The sequence below is a fragment of the Pedobacter sp. UYP1 genome (assembly GCF_040547305.1).
GTDB lineage: Bacteria > Bacteroidota > Bacteroidia > Sphingobacteriales > Sphingobacteriaceae > Pedobacter.
In genome coordinates, this window is record NZ_JBEPPL010000001.1 from 594482 (window position 1) to 611782 (window position 17301).

The 17301-nt window shown below is 39.5% G+C and carries 14 protein-coding genes; 6 read left to right on the forward strand and 8 right to left on the reverse strand.

Features of this window, described 5'->3' with window-relative positions:
- Window positions 1-85 precede the first annotated feature (85 nt).
- Complete coding sequence (locus ABIB30_RS02605) at window positions 86-568, reverse strand: hypothetical protein (protein WP_354299193.1); 483 nt, start codon at window positions 566-568, stop codon at window positions 86-88.
- A gap of 700 nt (window positions 569-1268) precedes the next feature.
- Between ABIB30_RS02605 and ABIB30_RS02610 the strand changes: the two genes are divergently transcribed.
- On the forward strand, window positions 1269-1631 hold the full coding sequence (locus tag ABIB30_RS02610) for a hypothetical protein (RefSeq protein ID WP_502931081.1): 363 nt from the start codon (window positions 1269-1271) through the stop codon (window positions 1629-1631).
- A 13-nt stretch (window positions 1632-1644) separates the two neighbouring features.
- Here ABIB30_RS02610 and ABIB30_RS02615 read toward each other — a convergent pair whose 3' ends face one another.
- Window positions 1645-2109, reverse strand: coding sequence for a hypothetical protein (locus ABIB30_RS02615; protein WP_354299195.1), 465 nt, complete (start codon window positions 2107-2109; stop codon window positions 1645-1647).
- Between the two features lie 177 nt (window positions 2110-2286).
- Between ABIB30_RS02615 and ABIB30_RS02620 the strand changes: the two genes are divergently transcribed.
- The 4 genes from ABIB30_RS02620 to ABIB30_RS02635 all read left to right on the forward strand — a co-directional run bounded on the left by ABIB30_RS02620 (window position 2287) and on the right by ABIB30_RS02635 (window position 5770).
- A complete protein-coding gene (locus ABIB30_RS02620; protein WP_354299196.1) occupies window positions 2287-2847 on the forward strand; it encodes a chemotaxis protein CheB in 561 nt (186 codons plus the stop codon).
- 167 nt (window positions 2848-3014) lie between these two features.
- Complete coding sequence (locus ABIB30_RS02625) at window positions 3015-3884, forward strand: DUF1932 domain-containing protein (protein WP_354299197.1); 870 nt, start codon at window positions 3015-3017, stop codon at window positions 3882-3884.
- Window positions 3885-3919: 35 nt separating this feature from the next.
- Window positions 3920-5065, forward strand: coding sequence for a helix-turn-helix domain-containing protein (locus tag ABIB30_RS02630; RefSeq protein ID WP_354299198.1), 1146 nt, complete (start codon window positions 3920-3922; stop codon window positions 5063-5065).
- A 66-nt stretch (window positions 5066-5131) separates the two neighbouring features.
- Complete coding sequence (locus ABIB30_RS02635; RefSeq protein WP_354299199.1) at window positions 5132-5770, forward strand: DUF2306 domain-containing protein; 639 nt, start codon at window positions 5132-5134, stop codon at window positions 5768-5770.
- A 76-nt stretch (window positions 5771-5846) separates the two neighbouring features.
- On the opposite strand, the gene ABIB30_RS02640 is transcribed toward ABIB30_RS02635, so the two are convergent.
- From ABIB30_RS02640 to ABIB30_RS02650, 3 genes are all read right to left on the reverse strand, one after another.
- Window positions 5847-6944, reverse strand: coding sequence for a GAF domain-containing protein (locus tag ABIB30_RS02640; protein WP_354299200.1), 1098 nt, complete (start codon window positions 6942-6944; stop codon window positions 5847-5849).
- Window positions 6945-6972: 28 nt separating this feature from the next.
- The gene (locus ABIB30_RS02645) at window positions 6973-8052 is read right to left on the reverse strand and encodes a GAF domain-containing protein (protein WP_354299201.1); all 1080 of its coding nucleotides are present in this window, start codon (window positions 8050-8052) and stop codon (window positions 6973-6975) included.
- 337 nt (window positions 8053-8389) lie between these two features.
- A complete protein-coding gene (locus tag ABIB30_RS02650; RefSeq protein ID WP_354299202.1) occupies window positions 8390-9178 on the reverse strand; it encodes a carbon-nitrogen hydrolase family protein in 789 nt (262 codons plus the stop codon).
- A gap of 191 nt (window positions 9179-9369) precedes the next feature.
- On the opposite strand from ABIB30_RS02650, the gene ABIB30_RS02655 reads away from it, so the two are divergent.
- Window positions 9370-9549, forward strand: a complete 180-nt coding sequence (locus tag ABIB30_RS02655; protein WP_354299203.1) for a hypothetical protein — start codon at window positions 9370-9372, stop codon at window positions 9547-9549.
- Here ABIB30_RS02655 and ligD read toward each other — a convergent pair.
- From ligD to ABIB30_RS02670, 3 genes are all read right to left on the reverse strand, one after another.
- Window positions 9546-12299, reverse strand: a complete 2754-nt coding sequence (gene ligD / locus ABIB30_RS02660) for a DNA ligase D (RefSeq protein WP_354299204.1) — start codon at window positions 12297-12299, stop codon at window positions 9546-9548. The two genes, ABIB30_RS02655 and ligD, sit on opposite strands and share 4 nt — an antisense overlap.
- A 248-nt stretch (window positions 12300-12547) precedes the next feature.
- Entirely contained in the window at window positions 12548-15778 is a 3231-nt protein-coding gene (locus tag ABIB30_RS02665) for an error-prone DNA polymerase (RefSeq protein ID WP_354299205.1), read from the reverse strand.
- Between the two features lie 12 nt (window positions 15779-15790).
- Complete coding sequence (locus ABIB30_RS02670) at window positions 15791-17299, reverse strand: Y-family DNA polymerase (protein ID WP_354299206.1); 1509 nt, start codon at window positions 17297-17299, stop codon at window positions 15791-15793.
- Window positions 17300-17301 lie beyond the last annotated feature (2 nt).

The window sequence follows — 17301 nt, forward strand, 5'->3', positions numbered from 1 at the left end:
CATGCTGAACATACTTCCTATTATTTTCTCATTTAAAAGAATGTTGAAATGAGCAGCAGTTATATTGATACCGGGATATTTGTAATTACTTGCAAATCGCTGCCTCAAAGCTACCTTTGAATTCAGTGTCAGCATCTAAGCCTTTTATATCTACTTTACCTATGATCTTATCTGATGTAATCGACGTCACTTCAATTATCGTATTTTCTGAATTAAATAAGGATCCCGATTGACCAGTTACGTCCCGGGGATCTGTAATAAGCACGTAAACATCATCTTGCGAGAACCGACCTACTTTTTTAGGGACGCTTAAACGAATCAAAAAAGATTGCACTGAACTTTCGCATGATTTATCGGCATCTGGAGAAATGTATATAGAAAAAAGTTGGTCTTGCGTATATTTGGGCATCCTAAAAAAGCTGTTATATTTTTCTATAATCACTTTTGCGTTAAAAGGGACACCGTAGAGTTTCCCTGAAACGGCTGATATTTGCTCGACAGGCTTTTTATCCTTTTTACAACCGATAAACACAACGCATAAAATCAACACAGTTAAAAGAGCTCTCATAATTCAAATTTGTAATATATATACAACTTTAAGTGGCAAAATGTTTTATGCGATAACATGTTTAAAGAAATAATAAAAAAGTCTAGCCTCGCTCAATGTCCTAGCCAGGAGATTATCTAAAATTTAGTCCGGACTACGCATTTAAATGTGGGATAACGGTTTAAAACATGGACTATTTAGTAAAAATATTTGACCTTAAAAGAACATAAACATGCATAAATGAGTTATACCTTTGTATGATAAGATGCAATAGAATCAAGATTAATTATATTTCATTATTGCAACTTAAAGGTTTTGAAGGCGGATTGCCAATTATCGATATGATAAATTCCAGTTAAGATTAAATATCATAATTCAGGAAACACCACTAATCAGGTACCATCGATTGTATAACGCCATATTACATCAAAAAACAATTAAATGAAAAAAATTATTAAAGTTCCAACTTCATTGATTGGTTGTGATGCTCCGCAAAACTCCCTGATGTTAGATGGTTGTTCTGTATCGAGCAGTGCATACATAGTACGGAAGTTAAAGGAACAATGTATCGCGAACAGCATTTACTCCTTATTGTCCTGTAAGGATCTGTTGTTCTCACTTATGGAAAACAAGAATATAAGCTAAGTAAGAACGATATGATTTTGCTAAAGAAAGCAACTGCTGTAAAATATCACAAATTCGGAATGCAGATAATGATAATATCTACGACAGCTTAATGTTCAGCATCAAAGATGACCTTCTAAAGTCATTTCTGTCAACTTCAGATATTAAGGTTTCAAAACCTGAAGGCGAAATCAAAACAGGCGTTTATCGAATGAATGAATTTCTGGTTGCATTTGCCCATTCTCTTAAACCATATTTTTTTGATCATTCTGTGGTTCATCCTGGCCAGCTTCGCTTAAAAGTTATGGAATTACTATATGATGTAGCAGAATGTAACCGAAATATGTTTTTACAGATCCTCCAGTTGCACGAGCCTATACGGACAGATATCCGAAACGTGATGGAACAACATTATGCTTCTCCGGTCTCGATTTGTACGCTTTTTACAACGTTTTATTAAAAGCATAATGTATCTAAATTAATAATCTAGTTAATATTGAAATAATACTCGCCTCTCTCTCAATAATACCTGATAACAGATCAAAAAAAGTGCCTTTCATTTCGGGATCGTCTTCCGAGTAGGTGAATAGATTTTCATTGTCTAATTCAAGAATTTCAGTCCTTAAAATAGAGCTAATTTTTTTCCATTCTAAGTTGAAAGACTCTAGAGATAGATATCCCATATTAAATTGAATGCCTTTATTAAACCGGAAAAGTGTATCCGCATTTTGAACCTCATCTACCCCTAGTAAATTTGCAACTTCAAATCTCAATTTAACCTGACCACCGACTAACAATGGGATTTTATTAGCACCATTTCCTAAAAGACTAAGATCAAGTGTTTCAATTCCATTTATTACTTTAGAGATAAGGACTGTATGCAAATCGTACTTATGAATGAGTGTAGATAAGCGGATGTCAGCATTAGGTTTAACCATAACTTGGTAGTGGGTTATTATAATTTTATTTGAGGGATGAAGTCTTTATAAACATATTATTATTGTCCAACATCCAGGAAATTGGTGAGTCAAGCTTTTGGCTTTAACCTTGTTATTTTATAATATAAACAACTGAGTAGCTAATTTGTTGAAGTTATCATCTCAAATTGATAATTTATGACAAAGACATTTTTCACCATAGGGATAGGTGCTTCTGCTGGTGGTATTCCTGCATTAATTGAATTTTTCGACAACCTACCTTTAAATATTAAATCAGCATTTATTGTAGCGACCCATTTAATGCGTGATCGCCCAAGTAAATTGAATCAGATTCTTTCCAGGCATACACCACTTCCAGTGATTAGAGTAGAAAAAGATATAAAATTAGAAATTGGAAAAATCTACGTCGTCATTGAAAACACTACAGTAACTGTTAGAGACGGGTATCTGAAAGTGCAAAAAAGAGATGAGAGGATTTTCAATTCATGTGTGAATACCCTTTTTGAATCTCTTGCCAATGATTTTAAGGAAAAGGCAATTGGCATTATACTTTCAGGCGGAGGCAATGACGGAGTGAGTGGTGCAAAAATGATTAAAGATAACGGTGGAAAGGTTTTGGTGCAAAGTCCAAATTCTGCTGAAATTCCAGGAATGCCGTTGTCAGTTATCGGTGGAGATCATCCAATAGCTATAGAAAGACCAGGTGAGATTGCCAGGCAACTTAGATCATTTATGTAAAAAGTACGCAAGCGCCTACCTGTCCGTAATTATAAAACCAGACTCGCCTAAACTGGGGGAAACCATAATCATTGCTAAATTGCTTTTTTGGCAATCAATTATTTTTAAAAATTAAAAAAGAAGTAAATTTATGCCAGTAACATATTCACGCAAATAAATCATCATATATGCAGTCTCAGCCAGTAATTGCACTTCTTTCCCCGGGAGATATGGGAACTCAGATTGCAAAAGCTTTAATCAAAAATAATTTCAGAGTAATTACCGCTGGAGATGGAAGGTCTGAAAAGACACTTATAAATATTCAGGATGCAGGAATTGAAGATACCGGCTCCCTGCAGAATACCGTGGAACATGCAGATATCATATTTTCTCTTACAAGTCCGAAAGGCAGTTTGAAACTTGCAGAAAATATCATGTTATGTCTACAGAATTCCTCAAATCGTCCACTGTATGTCGACTTAAACTCTAATACGGCTTCTTTAGCTTTGTACATTGAAAAATTATTGCTGCCAATGGATATTCCGTTTGTGAATGGAGCAGTAATGGGGCCTTCAAAAGATATACCGGATAAGGCTGTTTTGATTGTAAGTGGCAGTCACAGAAATGATTTTATAAGTCTGTTTAGACACGTTTTTAAAATAAAAGATGCAGGCGAGAAAACTGAAGCCTCCTCAGCCTATAAATTGCTGTTCTCCATGGTTAATAAAGGGATGAATGCTTTATTTTTTGAAACCATGACTGCGGCTGCGCACTTTGGTATTCTGGACGAATTGAATGACAGCCTTCAGGAATTCCTTCCTGGTACTTATAAGGATCTTATAAAAATCACACCGACTTACCCGCAGCATCTTTTCAGAAGAATCGATGAGATGAAAGGTCTGATCGAAATGCTTAAAAATGAAAACCTTCCTCATACAATTGCGTCTGGAATTGCCGAAACATTTGACAGGGTTTACCAATCACAGATCTTTGAAAATGAGAAACCTGAACAAGTCATTGAAACTTTTCAGAATTTCAAAAAATTAAGTGAGGAATAGTATCATTTTGTACCGCTAATTTTTACGCTGACCTCATGATCCTAAAATATATCATATTTACCGGCGCTGTCCAAGGGCTCTTTCTAGTCCTGTTATTGCGTAAAAAAAGAGCTAACCAACCAGCTAACAAATGGCTTATCGCCTGGTTGATCCTGGTAAGTATCCAACTATTCTTTTATTTAGACAACCTTTCAGCAAGTACTGTTACGAATGGTTTTTCAGGGATCATAGCTTTTTCAATCCCATTATTGACCGCTCCGGCCCTCTTTCAATATATCAGCAGCATTTCTTTTGGTAAAGTGCCAGATCTTAAAAAACACATAGTTTATCTAGCTCCCTGGGTGTTCTATCTTACCGTCACTATTGCATCAAGTTTTATTTATCCTAATGGAATATCGATCAGGTACGGCTATCCTCACTTCTCACCCGCTGTCCCCGCAACCGCCGTTTATATTTTCACCCTGCCAATGGCAGTTATACCAGGAATATACGCACTCATGGGCTTAACAGTCCTCCGGGCTTACCGGAAAAATCTTCCCGATCATTATTCCTATACCGAAAGGATCAGCTTAAACTGGCTTAAATGGTTGGTCATTTCCATACTTGTACTGTTTATTCTATTATTTCTGTTAATCCGGTTCGGTAGGCAACAGCAGATTGTCAACACTGAAAACCTTTTTATTTATGTTGGAGCGGCTCTCTCTATTTATGTATTTATTATCGGCTATATGGGTATGTGGCAGGAAAGTACAACAAGCACAACAAAAAAAGAAATACCCGATGAAAAACCAGCAGAGCCTACCCCGTACAAAAAAACTGGCCTTGATGAAATTTCTGCTGCACAGTTATACCAGAGGTTACTTGGGCATATGGAAAAGGAAAAACCATATCTCAGGGATGACCTTAGTCTCTCCATACTGGCGCAACAGATTGGTGTAAACCCAAACCAACTTTCACAGGCTATCAACCAGAAATCAGCAAATAACTTTTTTGTTTTTGTCAATACCTACAGGGTTGAGGAAGTAAAAACAAAGCTTTTAGATCCCGGCCTCTCTCATCTCTCTATCCTTGGAATAGCTTACGAATGCGGTTTCCGTTCTAAATCAGCCTTCAACAGGATCTTCAAAACACAAACTGGTATAGTACCACTTGAATACCAAAAACAGAACAATAAGAATTGATAAGTCCCAACTTATAAGCTGGGGCGGAACTGACCGGGCAGAGCGGTTCCTTTGAAGAAAAAACAAATGGAACCCCTTCATAAAATCAACATCATCATTCATGTCACAGCTGGTTCACTAGCTCTGTTGACCGGGATATTTGTCCTAATTAAAAAGAAACAAGGTAGTGTTCACAGAATATCCGGAAAGATCTTCCTCATACTTCTGGGCATTGTTATTTTTACTGGCCTGCTTGGTGTACTTGTATTCAAACTTAACAGTTTCCTTTTGGTCATTACTGTATTAAGCGGCTATATGGGCTTCTCAGGCTTCCGTGCAGTCCGTTGCAGGTCAAACATACCTAAGGTTCTGGATATCTTTATGGCACTCCTGGCCCTGGCCTCGGTTACCTTCTTTATCTGGTACTTCAGTGCAATCGGCATGATCTGGTCACCTGTCATTATTTACAGTACAGTTAGCTATCTTTTGATGGCAATTGGTTATGACTTCGGCAGATATCTGGTTCCAAAAGAAGTATATGGTAAACTCTGGCTATATGAGCATATCCTAAAAATGGTTAGTGCTTTTAGTGGGCTTCTTTCCGCTTTTACAGGAACAGTACTCCCACAATACCAACCTTATAGCCAGTTTCTCCCTTCAGTGCTGGGAAGTTTAATTGCTATCGGCTTTATTGTCCATGCTATTTTTAAAGCCGAGGTAGAATAAAATGAAAGAACAGCAACATAGACTGCCCGTCTGAGATAGTTATTAGCCTCTGATCAGAATTCGAAAATAACATCGCTTAGTTTTCACCATTTTTAACTGTAAAATTTACGATTTCAACTATACTATCGTCTATCTCATTTACGCTATTTCTGATCACTTTTAACAATGGATAATTCTCATCATATCCATCCATTTCCATCAGATTAAGCATGCCCTTGATCGTTGCTACCGGTCTGCGAAATTCGTGAGACTGTATAAATGCAATATGGTCGAGTTTACGGTGCTGAGCTAAAGCGGTCTGCTGGGAGGCTATTCTTTTGGAAATGTCAATGGAATTATAAGATATGCCGATAATTTCACCATTGTTGTTTCTAGCTGGATCATAACTATCTATAAACCAACTGGAGGATACTCCATAATGGTGTAAAAGTTCCAGTCTGATACTTTCTCCTGATAACGTAATGCCGCAATTATTAATAAAGTCAGCCATATAATTAGCATCAATGAACTGCATAATATTCATGCCTGGGTGTATTTCAACATCATAAGCTTTCTTGACCAATAGTTTAACTGCTTTATTACAGCAAATTATGTTCAAATCCCTATCCAGCAATAAGTGATTGCTCGTGGTGCTTTCAAAAAATGAACTCATTTTCAATTCAAGCTTTTTGGCATTCAAATATTGTTCTTTTAGAAAGTGAAGATTGCTTTCAAAATCCAGCAACTGGATGACCTGTTTGGCTAGATTTTGCAGCATCTTTTTTTGGATTTCGGTAAGTTGTCCTGGCTTTTGATCAAAAACACATAAACTTCCCAGTGTTTGTCCGTCGTTAGTAGTTAGCGGTGCGCCTGCATAAAAGCGGATACCAGCCTCCCTCCTTACTGCATCATAATTTTTAAGATTAGGGTCCAGTTGAGCATCTGGAACAATCATTATGGTTGCACTTTCTACTACGAAATGACAAAAAGATTGATCCCTGCCAGAGCTGGGTATAAACTTATCATTAAATAAAATATACTCTGTATCCTGACCTATTAGCGTGATTAGCGCGTTTGGTACGTCGCAAATATCTGCTGCTAACTGAGCGATCTCTTTAAATTCTTCTTGTTTATCAACCTGAACCTTTAGAAATCGATTTACCGCCTCCAATCGTTTTAACTCATTATATGGCATCTAAGAATGTAATTTAGCTAATTATAATTTAAGATGTGGAAGAGTTTACTGATGAAGGCACATTCCCAAAGTTTCCTTCCTCTGATAAAATGATCAGACTGCCTTTATTCAAAAGTTCATCACATGACTTTTCCAGTAATTTAAACTCTATGGCACCATCAGGGTAACCTTGCTGTTTCATAGTAGCCACTGCATCTTTGATAACTTCAAGAGGATGATGTAAGTCGGCTGAGAGAATACGATTGATCTGGCGGAGAGATTCTCCTTGTTCTACAACCATTTTTTCATCCCTTACCATTTGTGTAATATCAGTTGCACTATAAGTAATACCTATAATAGTCCCTATTGAATCAAAAGCAGGCTCGAAAATAAGATGCCACAGGTTACTTCCTTTTGGCGATTCCATCAGGGTTTCAATATTGACATTTTCTCCCATTAATGCGCGTTTACAATTCTTGATGAACTCGTCAACAAACCCAGGTTCAATAAAATCATTAACCTCCATCTCTTCTGCAATTGTTAGCTGATAGTTGTTCTTGAGTAAATTGACCATGGTATTGTTAAAAGAAAGCACACGCAGGTTAGTGTCCAGCAGCAAATGGCAGCAACCTGAACTTTCAAAGAAAGAGCGGAGTTTAATTTCTTCTACACGTGAAAACTCATATTGTTCTTTCAATAGCTGGAGGCTGGCATCAAACTCCAGCAAGCGGGTAACCTGCCGAGCAAGCCGTTTCAACATCTTTTTCTCAATGATTGTCAGCGCTTTAGGCTGTATATCGTAAACGCATAATGTACCTATATTATAGTCATCGTGAGTAGTTAACGGCGACCCTGCGTAAAAGCGGAGGTGGGGCTGGTGAACTACAGCTGGGTTATTCTTCACCCGATCATCCACCAGTGTATCAGGAATAATTAACAATTCTTTTTGCTTAACAGTATGCTTACAAAACGTATCATTCAAAGAAATTTCGCTATGATCAATGCCGAATTTGAATTTGATGTGTTGCGTCTGATTATCTATAAATGTAATCATCGCTATCGGTACGTTACATATATTGGCTGCCAGCTCGACGATTTGCTGCAGTTCGTCCTCTCTATCAATCTTCATGTGCAAAAAACGGTTTACTGTATTCCCCATTTTTAATTTGCTATCTGACATATCTTAATTCCCTTTCATAGTAATAATGTATAAACCTCCATTAAGGTTTACTGAGCGTGGAAATAAAGGCAAAACTTATTAAATTAATAATAACCAGCCCGCACTTGCACTAATTTTGTAAACCTACGTAAATGCCTTCCAAGCGGTTCTTAGCAAAGACTATACCGAATAAGGTGATATTGCTGCGAAAAAGCAGAAGAGACAAAAGGCGTTACAACTAAGAGAAATAAATAAGATCAAAGTATGAAGCAGCTGCATGTTTCAGTTAAAGAAACTTACCCCATTATTAACTGTATAAGGAGTTTTTAAATCTTTTGGCCAACAGGCCAGTGGCTTGATCAGGATCAATTTCTCCAACAATTATGCCAGCCCTCCCATAAACTTCATGGAGTACACAATTTCCGGAAGGGTCGATTAACGAACTTGCTGATTCAGGGTAAAGGGATGAATAATTAACGCTGGCAAAATAAATCGTGTTTTCCAAAGCTCTCATCATCATTGCTTTTTCATAGTATGGGTTGCTTTTACTGCCCCATTCCGTTAGCTTTATTCCATTCGTATTACTTCCAGAAAAGTGAGGATGAAAAACGAGCTGGGCACCGTGTTGTGCCGCCCACCTAACTGATTCAGGATAGCGAAATCCTTCGTGGCATATAGTTATACCAAATTTGACATCTTTAATCTCAAATATAGATCTCTCCGAACCCGGTACCCAAATAGTATCCTCTGAAGGATCTAATTGGTTTTTGGTTTGATAACCTAATATTTCACCTTTTTCGGAAATAACATAAGCCAGGTTGACAAGTTGTTTATTGATATACCAATCCATAGGAACAATTATGGCAATTGAGTTCTCAGCTGCAATTCTGCACACTTCGTTTAACGCTGTAGTCAGGCTTTCGCTAGTCTGGTCTGCTTTGGGATAGCCCATCCCCGGGTATCCTGGAAGATAAGATTCTGGGAAACAGATAATTTCAGCATTCATATCAACAGCCTCTATCACCATCTTCTCAAGTGTCTGTAAACCATCATTTATATTTTTCGGAAATGGAGGGGATGCTAAAGCTATTTTCATAAAATAAAGGTAATTGAAAAATTTAAAGATCAATCTATTTCATAGTAAGGCAGATCCTCACATAATCCGATGTTTGCAGACGATTAAAAATCGTTTCTTAATTTTATTACTTTAATGACTTAACACTTTATAAAACTCCGGTTTTCAATACAGAAAGCAGGAAAGGTGAGGGCTATTTAAATTACCCCGATATGGAAAGTCAAAACAACAATGCTGATCAAAAAACAACAATCGCTAAGACGGCATATATTCTTAAACGATCAGCTCAATTAAAAGCAAAAAGTAAGGAAGTTCTTGAAAACCTGAAAAATTTGAAAGAGAAAACCGATCAAATCCTTCAGGAAAATTCAAAAGGTAATAGTAGAGATTAGTCATCAAACACCGACTTTGCTTTTTCTACAGCCTTAGCCAGATCTATTCCCTTACCCAAAACACCTTTAAAAAGGTCTCCCGTTTCTTTAAGTCTGTCCACTGCATTGAAAATTGTAAAATCTTTCATCTGCATTCCGGCTTTTACTTCATCCCAGTCTAATGGCATAGAAACTGTGGCTCCGGGCTTAGGTCTCAGGGAGTAAGGTCCTGCTATGGTAGCACCGGGCCGGTTCTGTAAAAAATCCAGGTACATTTTACCATCACGGTTAGCTATCATTCTTTCTAAACTGGTAAACTCAGGTACCTGCTGATGGATTAATTTTACAATCAGCTTCGCAAACAGCTGCGATTGATCATAGGTATATTTTGCACCTAGCGGAATATAAATGTGTATCCCTGTTGAACCAGAAGTTTTGGGGTAACAGGGCACTTCTATTTGATCAAGTACCTGTTTGACCATTTGCGCCACATGAATGACCTGGTCAAAAGTATTTTTATCAGGGTCTAAATCAATCACGCAGTAGTCAGGATTATCTGGAGAAATACTTCTTGAAAACCATGGATTCATTTCAATACAGCCTAGTGAGGCCATCCAAAGTAAAGCCGCCTCATCATTACCCAGCAAATATTCTTTATGCTCCCCATCACTGGTGGTATAGGGAAAAGTATCAGCCCAATCTGGTGCTTTTCCTTTCACATCCTTTTGATAAAAACCTTTGCTACGTATCCCACCTGGAAAACGGTTTAGCGACATTGGCCTATCTTTTAGATATGGAAGGATATAATCTGCTACCTGATAATAATAGTTGAACATATCCCTCTTACTCACCTTATCATCAGGCCAGTATATTTTACTTAAATGTGTAAATTTCAGCTCGTGTCCATTTATCTTGCGCACCTGGGTTTCATCTTTTGGGTTCAATAAAGTTTTACGTCCAGTAGATTTTGGCGGCCTGATGGCTCCGGCATGCTGGTCTTTATGAACGGGCTTAGTTTCGGCTGCATCAGGTGTATCCAACTCTACAACAGCTTTGGTTTCTACTTCAGTTTCCCGGATTACCTCTTTTGCTTTTTTATCAACACGCATTCCTTTGAAAGATGGTTGGCGAAAAACACCGTCGGTCGTTACTTCCGAAAATGCAACCTCACAGACCAGTTCAGGCTTTAGCCAGGTAGCCTTAGCTTTAGGTGGATTGGGCCGGAATCTGGAAGGCTTATTGACATCTGGAATTTCAGAAAACGGACTTTTCTCAATAATCAGCGGACGAAACTGCGCCATCATCTCTTGCTGATCTTTAGTATTGAAACCTGTTCCTACTTTACCCACGTACTGCAAGTGGCCATTTTCGTATACGCCTAATAGCAGTGAACTAAAAGCTTTAGCTGTGCCTTGATTTTTAGTAAAACCAGCAATCACTACCTCCTGACGTTTGTGCACTTTGATTTTCAGCCAGTCACGTGAACGGTCATCCTTTAAATAGGGACTATCGGATCTTTTAGCCATGATCCCTTCAAGTCCCATTTTCTCAGCTGCATGGAAAAACTCTGTGCCTTTCGCCTTGAAAACTTTACTCAATCTAATACGGTCATCGTTTTGGGGAAGTACCGAGGCTAAAATCTCCTGCCTTGAAGACAGCGGAAGTTCAGTAAGGTCGATACCGTTATACCAAATCAGATCAAAAACATAATAAACCAGTTCTCCATCTGCCTCGCTACGCCAGTTTTGCAATTTACCAAAGTTAGAAACGCCTTTGTTGTTCAGCACCAGGATCTCGCCATCAACAACAATATCCAGCTTCCAGCTCTGTAACACTTCGCAAATGGGGTAAAACTTCTCATTGAAAGGTTTATTGTTACGTGAAAGCAGTTGAACATCTCCATTTTTCAGAGAAAAGCCTAAAGCACGGTAACCATCCCATTTAACCTCATAAATCCATTCAGGATCATCAAAGGGCTCATCTACCAAGGTAGCGAGCATAGGTTTCATCCCAATTGGAATCTTTGATTTTTTCCCTTTTTTAATGAGCGCGCTAATTTCTTTGGGTTCTTTTTTTGGCGGATCAACTGTGACATCGGGTTCGAAATTAGCTGCTGCAACTTTACTCGCTGCTGCTTTATTATTTTTTTTCTGATCTAATTTTTCGGATTGTCCGTGCTGCCAAACCTGATCACTGGTTTTCTCCATCTGTTTGATGGTCTTTTCAGAAAGTACCGATTTATCTTTTTTGGTAATATCACTGGTATTAGCGTAATCATCTTTATGTTTGATTAAAAGCCAGGCATTCTCTCCCATACCGTGAGTCTTTACCAATGCAAATTCCCCTTTTAGCTTTTCTCCGTGCAGAATAATCTTCAGTGATCCTGAGTTTAGCTGCTCCAGTAAGTGTTTTTCTTGCGCCTTTTTACCTTTGATCTTCTCAATAGGTTCATAACTGCCCTCATCCCAGACGATGACTGTTCCTCCGCCATACTCACCCTTAGGTATGATACCCTCAAAATCCTTATAGTCAAATGGATGGTCTTCTACCATCATTGCCAGGCGCTTAGCCTTTGGGTCGGTTGAAGGCCCCTTAGGTACGGCCCAGCTTTTGAGCACGCCATCGATTTCCAAACGAAAATCATAATGTAAACGGGAAGCGTCGTGTTTTTGAATTACGAACTGTAGCTTATCACTCTGCTTAGGTTTTCCTGATTTAGGTTCAGCAGTCTTGGTGAAATCTCTTTTTTCTTTATATTTTTCCAGACTCATGATCAATAAAATTTAGCATTATATTTACACCTGCATGCCGTAGCTAGCATAGAACTTTATGAAAATTTTGGTTGAAACAGACTGAGCTGTTTTCAATTATATTTTTCAGGCTATAACACCTTTTTATTAAAGTTGTTTATAATTCTATTATTCAATATTCAGGAACTAAAAGACATGGCATCTGGTACTTATAATTTTTCGCTTCTTTTAAATAGTATTACAGCTTGTAACTTTTTGGTATTTTAATGCTATTTAAAATTCCTCCCCCCATAAAACACCTCTTTTGAACCGTCTTCACGAGTTTGTATCTTCTTATTTTGTGTGGGATAAGGAGCGCTCTTTTCATCTGCGCGGGCTAAAGTCAATAACGGCAAGTCATCATTCTCTCTTTGTACCAACTTGCCCAGCAACTTCGTTAAATCAAAACATTTAGTAACGATAACATGTACGACTAAGCCTTCCCGTTGCAACTTCCCTTCTACCATAAGCAATTTGGAATTCAAAATTTCCTTTCGGTACTGATCAAAAAGCTGCTGAAACACAACAAGATTCGTGAAACCAGTCTCATCTTCTATCGTAATAAAGCAAACTCCTTTAGCAGTTCCTGGACGCTGCCGGACAAGCACTAGTCCTGCAACTTTTATAAGTTGCCCATTTTGAGCATTATGAGTAGCTGCATGTGTAGTAATACTACGTAACATTTCCAGCTGCGGACGGACGAAGCTAACAGGATGTGCCTTTAGCGACAGGCCAACACTAGCATAATCCTCAACTACATGCTCGCCTTGCGTCATCAGGGGTAATTCTACCTGCGTTTCCAAAACACTTTCAGAGGGCTGTCCTTTGAATATTTCAACAGGCATATCTTGTAAAGCTGCTACCTCCCAAAGTGCTTTTCTCCGGTCAAGTCCCATAGACCGGAACGCGTCAGCATCAGCCAGTCTTTCTAAAGTATTTATTGCTATCCCGGCATCTCGCAAAGCAGTTACAGTTTTGTAACCAACACTACGGCGATCTACTAAAATATCCATCTCTTCCTGCCCTACTCCTTTGATTTGACGAAAGCCCAGCCGAATTGCATAATATTTACCGGATTTTTCTTCCAGCAGGTTGTCCCAGGTAGAGCGATTAATATCTGGTGGGCGAACTTCTACGCCATGCTTTTGTGCATCGATTACAATTTGTGCGGGTTGATAAAACCCCATTGGCATACTATTGAGTAATGCAATTGCAAAAGCATCAGGATAATAATGTTTCAGCCAACAGGAAACATAAACCAATAGCGCAAAGCTTGCGGCATGGCTTTCGGGAAAACCATAGCTACCGAAACCTTCAAGTTGTTTAAAAATCCTTTTAGCAAATTCCTCTGTGTATCCTTTTTTTGTCATGCCATCAATAAGCTGTTTTTCATATTGATTAACCAGCCCTATAGATTTAAAAGTGGCCATACTTCGCCTCAGGCCATCAGCTTCAGCAGGTGTAAATCCCGCAGCAACGATAGCAATTTTCATGGCCTGCTCCTGGAACAGTGGAACACCTAATGTGCGTCCTAAAATCTCTTCCAATTCGGGCATTGGATATTCAACTGCTTCCTCCTTATTACGCCTGCGCAGATATGGATGCACCATGTCGCCCTGAATAGGCCCCGGTCTAACAATGGCCACTTCAATTACCAGGTCATAAAATCCTCTTGGTTTTAACCGCGGAAGCATGGACATTTGTGCCCGGCTTTCAATCTGAAAAACTCCCAGCGTATCTGCAAGACAGATCATATCGTAAACTCCGGGGTCATCCTGTGGAACATTGGCCAGAGTTAAGTTCAATCCATAATGCTGCTTACATTCATCAAAAGCCTTACGTATACAAGTTAACATCCCTAATGCGAGAACATCTACTTTCAAAAATCCCAGTGCATCAATATCATCCTTATTCCATTCGATATTTGTACGGGCATCCATCCGGGCATTTAAGATTGGACAGAGATCGGTCAACTTTCCATTGGTGACCACAAAACCGCCGGTATGCTGCCCAAGCTGCCTTGGGAAACCCATCATTTGCGAAGTCAATTCGAGCGTTTTCCTGAGATGCGGATCGTTTGGGTTCAAGCCTTGCTCAGTAAGTCTTTTACCCTCAAACCATTCATCAGTAAATTTCCATACTGAATTTGATAGCCTATTGATTGTATCTACAGATAAGCCCATGGCCTTGCCTACGTCACGGAGCGCTCCTTTTTGGTGAAGTTGAGTAACTGTAGCAACAATCGCAGCACGATCCCGCCCGTATTTGTTATATACGTACTGCATGATTTCTTCCCGGCGTTCATGTTCAAAATCAACGTCAATATCTGGTGGTTCATTTCTGGCAGGAGAAATAAAGCGCTCAAACAGTAAATCAAACTTCATTGGGTTAACAGAAGTGATTCCTAAACAAAAACAAATGGCAGAATTCGCTGCCGAACCACGTCCCTGGCAAAGTATGTTCCGACTACGCGCTTCCCTCACAATATCCTCCACAAAGAGAAAATAGTTAGCGTAGTCCATCTGTTTGACAAATTCCATTTCGTGGTTTACCATATTCACGACTTTCTCGGGGATTACTTCGCCATAAAATTCATGAGCACCTTTCCAGGTTAGGTGCTCCAACTCTTCCATTGGGCTGCGACCGCTTTGGTTGATCTCTTCAGGATAAATATATTTCAACTCATCGAGAGAAAATGTGCATGCTTCAGCTATGACCATGGTATTGCGAACCGTATCAGGGTATTTACGGAACAACCTATGCATTTCTGCCACTGGCTTCATAAAGCGTTCTGCATTTTGATTTAAGCGGAACCCGGCATCATGGATAGTACATTTTTCTCTGACACAGGTAAGAATATCTTGCAATTCTCTGCGTGAAGGTTCATGGTAGTGCACATTGTTTGTGGCTATAGCAGGGATATTATATCGCTTTGAGAGTTGTTCAATGCGAAAGATCAGTTTATCGTCGTTGCCTAAATAGCTGCGTGTAGCGGAAAGGTATAGCTGCCTGTCCAAAGCTTCTTTATATTCATTGACATGCTGAATAAAAGAATCTTCAAAGTTAAAGTGACGGTTCAGTTGATTTGGCATAACTACCGTAAAAAGAATGCCTTTGGCATGTTCATAAACATCTGCTTTATGCAAATGGCATTGTCCCTTTTCTGCCCGGAGATTGCCTTTGGTCAATAAAGCGGAAAGTCTGCCGTATCCTTCCCTATCTGTTGGATAAGCCAGTAAACCCGGCCCATCAAGTAAATCTAGCCGGCAGGCAGGAATGATTTTGATTTCTTTATCCTTCGCGGCTACATGCGCACGAACAATACCTGCCAGTGTGTTGCGGTCTGTGATTGCAATTTTTTGATAGCCAAAAGCTGCCGCCTGGTTTACCATTTCATGAGGATGCGATGCTCCTCTGAGGAAACTAAAATTAGAGGTAACTTGTAATTCGCTGTATTCCATCTTTCTTTATCCTTAGGCAAAAAAGCCATGTAAAAACCATTTATAAACCTGGTGATCACCGTAATGACCGGAACGAAACAGCCAATACCGCTGTCCATGTTCGTCTTCCACCTGATAATAATCACGGTGCTCTCCCTCATCTAACCACCATTCCCGTTCAATACGTTCTGGTCCATCTGCTTTAACAACCAGATGTTTCATCCCTTTATAAATGAAAAATTTTGGCGGATGATCGGGTATGATTGCCATTACCTCTACTGGATGTGGTTGTTTCAGTAACTCTGTTGGTCGGGGTTTGTCTATGCGCCACTCACTGCCGGGCAATTCAGTAATCAATAAAGATTTTTTTGCAGACCGCTCTGGCCAATAATGCGTAGCTGGAACATAGCGGCTAATCACTCCAGCACCCATTTTATTAGCCACCCGGTCTAGCAAACGGATAACACTCTGGTTTTTCAACCCTGCCTTCCCTGTCCAAAGTACTTCCTGCCCGGGTGTAACTTCATCTACTTTGGAAGCTTCCATCACAAATAATTCAATACCCAAAGCAGGCCTTATCTGTTCAATTTTAATCTGAAAAAGCTTAAACAAATGAACTACATTATCGGTAGCACCACTGGTGCCTATAGCTATCTGGATAACTTTACCGTCAATCCGGTAACAGGTTAAGACTCCAGTTCGCAAACCTTTTCCCTGATTTTGCATGCTCAGGCATAAATTCTCTAACAATCGGGTAATTGCAATTTCAATTCCGGTACGCGTTTTTATTGGCTCCATGGAATGCAGACGTTCCTGAAAAGGTACGGGAACCTGGAGAGGTATAATGACTTCATCGACCGTGCCCAAAGCCTGCCCCATTCTTTGCAGAAATTCCTCTCCGAAACGCCTTCGCAATACCGAGCGAGGCATACCAATAAAGGTTTTGATCTGGTAAAACCCAAGTTTACTTAACCTGGTCAAAATGATTTCTGGTAACCGCAGCGCTTCTGGTGGTAAAGAAAGTAAAGCGTCTTTGTGCTCGCCTGAAGTGATAAGTGGGGTAATTGCACCGAAACGCGCTATTGCCCAGGCAGTACCAATAGTGTCTGCCATGGCAAGCCGGACATGATAGCCTTTGCTTTTTAACCGCGCTACAATTTCCTTCAGGTATTCACGCTCTCCACCCCAAAGATGTGTGCAGCCACTTACATCCATGATTAATCCTTCCACTGAAAAGTCGTCTATCATTACTATTGGCGAATACCGTACGCACCATTCTCCGATTCCTTTTAAAAGCTTGGCAGCTCTCCCGGATTTATCATCCAATAATTCCAGATCTTGACAAATCGCTTTAGCGTCTGCTGCACGCATACCCACTTCAACTCCATGTGTTAATGCTAAAGGGCTGACCGCGCTAATCATGTTTCGGCCATGATCTGGAGAGGCAAAAACAAATGGTACGTCTTTAAGTTCCGGGCGGCGTATAAGCTGCCAGTCGGCCAGTAAGTGGCGGAACCATATATAAACGTAACGTTTTTGCATTT